Raw genomic sequence first — 4916 nt, forward strand, 5'->3', positions numbered from 1 at the left:
CTCAAGGCCTGAGGCTGCTACCTCCCACCGCTTCTTCTGGTCCTGGGAGATCTGCAGCTTGATGCTGTCCACGGCTACGGGTACCGCTTCCGTGCCCGCCTGGGCGGGCTTCAGCCGCTGGCGGAGTTCGTTCCGCGACCAGTTGCCCTCCTCGGCCCTTCCGAGCCACAGGTCCTGCTCGTCCTCGGACAGCGCCGCCACCTCGGCGTGGTGCTGGAAGCTCAGGGCGCCCCGACGCCGGGATACCGCAAACTTCCGTGCAATCCAGGCGTAGTTACGAAGCGTCTGGTAGTCGAGCGAGGTCTCCGCGATGGCACGGCGGTACCGCTCGGGGAACCTGTTCCGGCCGTATATGAGCCAGTCGCCCAGCCACCACGTCGATGAGTCGGAGATTCGGGAGATCTTCTGGCCGATCTCCTTCCACGATTCCAACTCCAGTCGCGGCGGAAGCGACAGCGAGGTACGGAACGTCATGGCCTGGCTCCCGACGGACTGCCCCACTGTCTCCGGCCGGACGGAGGTCCGGTTACCGATACTTCTTGCGGGGCGCGTACCAGCATGCGGCAGAAGATGGTTCGACGCCCTTCGAGGCTGAGTTGCCCGCGACATCTGTGTCTCTCGTCCTTCCTGATTGCGCGTCGGTCGATTCCTCGTTCTCGCCGTCTACTACGTGCGGGCAAAAGCCTGCGCGATGAGAGAGAATTGCTCACAGGTCCACTGATGCGCATTCGTGCAGCCGCCAGCCCGCGAGATGACCCGCCCCTGAGAGCACCCGGTTCATCAGCTGCCCCACCATGTCCCTGGCTTGCTCGCTGTCCTGGGCGCGGACGAAGAACATGATGCTGAGAAGGCGGGTTTCTCCTTCCACCGCCAGATGTTCAAGACAGTCACGGGAGTCGGCGGTCGCCCAAATGATGTCCTCGGCGACCGCGGGGGTGAGAGGCGACCCCGTGGTGTGTACTGCGGGAACCATCCGCACGAGCACCGGCAGCATTGCAATGACTCCTCGTCATCCCCAGCCGAATCCGTCTCGCTCATCCGCCAGAGCGACAGACTTGCCGGGGGTCGCATTCGCGTGCTCTACCGTTTCCGTGCCGACGGCGACGACGGTCAATGTGAGCATGAGAGCTCCGACAAAGGCCAGATGGCGGGACATGGAAAGGCTCCTCCAGTTGCTGGATGGGATGCGATCGCTCGATCGTCGACTTCGGCCGATCGGGCGATGAGAGAAGTCTGTCCGCTGACGGTCCGCCATTGAAGGCTCTGCCGGTGGCATCAACCATCCGTGCCTCTTGGTGCCAATCGTAATCGCCCGCGCACCCGCTCTAACCTGCATGTCGATCCGGTTGGCAACCACCTGCCAGGACACGAGTTGCCACACGGGGGATCCCGCCCCCTGCCAAGTTTGGGTGAGACAGCGCGGTTTGCAGGGTTGGACTGATGGGGCGCAACAGGCGTTCCTGAGCTGCCCCGAGTTTCGTAGAGTCCGTTGTTGATGGTTCAGGCGGACTGCGGGACCTGCTCCCGGCTCCGCCAGTAGTCCTGCTCGTATTCGGCAGGCGGTACGTAGTCGAGGGCGGAGTGGAGCCGTTCCTCGTTGTACCACGTGACCCACTGGAAGATTGCCCGCTCGACCTGGTCGAAGCCCGTCCAGGGGCCCTGCATCTCGATCAGCTCGGCCTTGAAGGTGCCGTTCAGTGCCTCGGCCATCGCGTTGACGCTCCTATAGTTGTCAACTCGGTGCGGTGACCGTGTGGTTGGCTGGTCGAATCAGGTGGTAGACCTCGCGGATGACGTACCGCTTGAGGCAGCGGATGATCTCGCGTTTCGTCTTGCCCTCGGCAGTGCGCCGGGCGACATAGTCGATGGTGGGCTGGTGGAAGCGCATGCGGACGATGACGGTGCGGTAGATCGCGGCGTTGAGCTGTCGGTGGCCGCCGTGATTGATGCGGTGTCTGCCGCTGGTCATGCCGGAGCCGGTGGGCACGGGAGCGATGCCCGCGAGCTTGGCGAGGGCGGCTTCGGACTTGATGCGTTCGGGGTTGTCACCGACCACGACGAGGATCTCTGCTGCAGTGTCGACGCCGATGCCGAACGGTTCGAGCAGTTGCGGGGCGGCCCGGTCGACCAGGTCAGCGATCATCTGCGTCAGTTCTTTGGCTTCGGTGTCGAGGTACTGCCACCGTTTGGCGAGCGTGCGCAGGGCATGACGCAGCGCGTCCTCGGGTGCTTCCAGTCGTCGAGGGCGCAGGGCGGCCAGGTGTCGGGCCAGGGCGATCTGCGTCTTGCCGGCGGTCTCCTGGCGCAGAGGGTCGGGGGCGTGGACGAGCATGGCCTTCATGGTGACCATGGCCGCCGTGCGCTGTTCGACGGCCTGGTCATGGGCGACCTTGAGCCGGCGGATCATCTCGGCCTCGCCGTCGGCGCTCTTGGGTGTGGCCGTGGCGAACCCGGCCAGGACGGCGCGTGCGGCGTTCTCGGCGTCCAGGGTGTCGGACTTGCCGTTCATCCGCCGCAGCCGTCGGTCCGGTCGGCCGGCCTCGACCACTTTGTGCCCGGCCCGGCGCAGGAACGAGGCCAGAGTGGCACCGTAGGAACCGGTGCCCTCGACCCCGAACGCCAGGACCCTGCCGAACGAGTGGGCCCAGTCAGCCAGTTGCTGAAAGCCACCGGTGTCGGTGGGAATCGTCAAGGTCGCCAGGATGCCGCCGATCGCGTCCATCACCGCTGCGACATGGACGTACTTGTGCGTGTCGACGCCGACCACGACATGCCCGGACCTGTGCTGTTCGCCGTTGTTCACTGTGGCCCTCCCGGCCGCTAGCGTGGGGTTCACGCTGTCGCCGGCCGGGCGGACAGGACTGTCACGGGGACGCTTTGACGAGTTGGCTCCAGGCTCCTATCAGGTCACGTCCGTCCGGCGGCAGCGCTTGCTGCGTGCCCGGCCGGGCGGTCGACAGATCAACGCCAGGACACCCGTGGGGTCGGTCGTAAGCAAGAGTCAGACCGCCGCGGCCGGGGCTACCCAATCCTTGCGGGATCCGGTGCGAGAAGACTGACAGTCGTACGAGTCCGCGACGGAGCCGACGGACGCGGAGGCGCCGATGTCGGCGAGCCGGTCGGTGTAGCGAATGGATACGTATTGCGACCCGCGGTCGCTGTGATGAATGAGGCCGGAGTCCTTCTTGATCCTCCGTCTCCACAGGGCCATCTCAAGTGCGTCCAGCGGGAGTTCGGTCCGCATGTGGTTCGCGACCTGCCAGCCGACGATCATCCGGGAGTACACGTCCAGAACGAACGCCACGTATGTCCAGCCCGACCACGTCCTCACATAGGTCATGTCCGCGACCCACAACTGATTGGGCCGGCTCGCGGTGAAGTCGCGGTCGACCAGGTCCGGCGGGCGGGGCGCCGACGGCTCCGGAACCGTGGTGCGGCGCCGCCGGCCACGGATGACGCCTTCCAGGCCCAGCTCGGCCATCAGGCGCTCGACGGTGCAGCGGGCCACATCCACGCCCTTGCGCCGAAGCGCGCGGGTGATCCGGCGGGCGCCATACGTGCCGCCCGACTCCGCGTGGATCCCCTCGATCAGTGGCATCAGCTGTGCGTCACGGAGCCAACGGGCCGACTTCGGCCGCTTCTTGCGGGCGAAGTACGTCGAGGGCGACAGCTGAAGCACCCGGCAGACGGGATCGACCCCGAGACCTTCGTCACCCAGGTGGTCTATCACCTGCTCGGCCTCGTCCGGGGACGGTCGATCTCCTGGGCAAAAAACACCGAGGCGGCTTTGAGGATCTCGTTCGCTCGCCTCAACTCCGCTACCTCTTTGCGGAGTTGCCTGAGCTCGTCCTGCTCGGCGCTGGTCAGCCGGTCATCGCGCTCGCCGCGGTCGGCCTCGGCCTGGCGGACCCAGCCGCGAAGGGCCTCTTTGTGGATGCCCAGGTCCTTCGCGACATGGGCAATGGGGCGGCCGGTGGCGCGGACCTCACGGATCGCGCGCTCGCGGAGCTCGTCGGGGTATTTACGGGGTGCTGCCATGGTGCGGGTGGTTCTCCTTTGCCAGGACCGTAACCCTGGTTTCAGGGACTCCACAAATCTCAGTACAGCTCAATACGGCCTTCTGAACGCTATCTGTTCAGCCGTACCTGATGATGCGCACATGGGAGCCAACTGCACCAGACCGTACCGCGCTTGTCTGGGCCGGTCTGGTTCGGTCGGTGTGGGGATGCACCGTGGGGTGGGGGCGTCGTCGGCTGCGCCTCCGGTGGTGTAACTCGGTTTGGTGATTGGTGGGTTGGTCGAGTGTTGATCCGGCCGCGCCGGTCGGCGCGGATCCGCGCGCTCTGGCCGGGTGCCCACCTGCGCGGATCCGCGCGACGGCCGGCGGCGGCTGGGGGCGGCTTGGCGTATTCCCTGATTCCTGGTTCTGTCCGTATTTCGTGGCGTGTTGTCAAATTACTGTGGTGATGGCGGTTTGGTGGTGTGTCGTGCTTCACGTGAAATGGGGCTATGTTTTCGAGCTTTAGCTTCTTTGCTTAATTCCGCGTAATTTTTCCTGTGTAGTGATGATGGTGACGGGGAAATAGTTTGCGCAACCCGGGTCTGTATGGGTATTGCGTTGATCCGCGTGGTCGGAGGTACGGTCCGGGTCCGTGCAGGGTGCCGCTGTCCTGTGGTGTCGGCTCTCCGTCCCGCGTCAACCGCTTGTCGGCTTCGCCGTCGTTCGCCGTGGTGCCGCCATTCTGCCGCTTCCCGTCCTGCTCGTCGGCCTTGGGTACGTCGCCGTTGGTCGGGGTGTTGTTCTGGCTGGGATGGTGAACTGCTTTCCGCTCTGTGGGAACCGTTTCCCTTGGAGGGGAAGGGAGTGTCGACGGCGGTATCGATCAGCTCGTCGCCGTAGAAACGGGCCCAGACTC

At 65.3% G+C, this 4916-nt stretch carries 7 protein-coding genes; all 7 read right to left on the reverse strand.

Going from position 1 to position 4916, the window contains the following annotated elements; genetic code table 11:
• On the reverse strand, nucleotides 1-474 hold a 474-nt coding region (locus tag IEZ17_RS41255; RefSeq protein ID WP_229853128.1), incomplete at its 3' end, for an LmbU family transcriptional regulator.
• Between the two features lie 232 nt (nucleotides 475-706).
• Nucleotides 707-994 carry a hypothetical protein gene (locus IEZ17_RS41260; RefSeq protein ID WP_189308774.1) on the reverse strand — a complete coding sequence of 96 codons (288 nt, stop codon included), beginning with the start codon at nucleotides 992-994 and terminating at the stop codon, nucleotides 707-709.
• 15 nt (nucleotides 995-1009) lie between these two features.
• A complete protein-coding gene (locus tag IEZ17_RS41265; RefSeq protein ID WP_189308775.1) occupies nucleotides 1010-1156 on the reverse strand; it encodes a hypothetical protein in 147 nt (48 codons plus the stop codon).
• Between the two features lie 344 nt (nucleotides 1157-1500).
• The gene (locus IEZ17_RS41270; RefSeq protein ID WP_189308776.1) at nucleotides 1501-1710 is read right to left on the reverse strand and encodes an integrase core domain-containing protein; all 210 of its coding nucleotides are present in this window, start codon (nucleotides 1708-1710) and stop codon (nucleotides 1501-1503) included.
• Between the two features lie 22 nt (nucleotides 1711-1732).
• Complete coding sequence (locus IEZ17_RS41275; RefSeq protein ID WP_229853129.1) at nucleotides 1733-2803, reverse strand: IS110 family RNA-guided transposase; 1071 nt, start codon at nucleotides 2801-2803, stop codon at nucleotides 1733-1735.
• A 198-nt stretch (nucleotides 2804-3001) separates the two neighbouring features.
• Nucleotides 3002-3679 carry an IS3 family transposase gene (locus IEZ17_RS41280; protein ID WP_229853130.1) on the reverse strand — a complete coding sequence of 226 codons (678 nt, stop codon included), beginning with the start codon at nucleotides 3677-3679 and terminating at the stop codon, nucleotides 3002-3004.
• A 47-nt stretch (nucleotides 3680-3726) separates the two neighbouring features.
• Nucleotides 3727-4038 (reverse strand): transposase, encoded by a 312-nt coding sequence (locus tag IEZ17_RS41285; protein ID WP_189308778.1) that lies wholly within the window; start codon nucleotides 4036-4038, stop codon nucleotides 3727-3729.
• Nucleotides 4039-4916 lie beyond the last annotated feature (878 nt).

The organism is Streptomyces albospinus (assembly GCF_014648695.1).
GTDB classification, from domain to species: Bacteria; Actinomycetota; Actinomycetes; order Streptomycetales; family Streptomycetaceae; genus Streptomyces; species Streptomyces albospinus.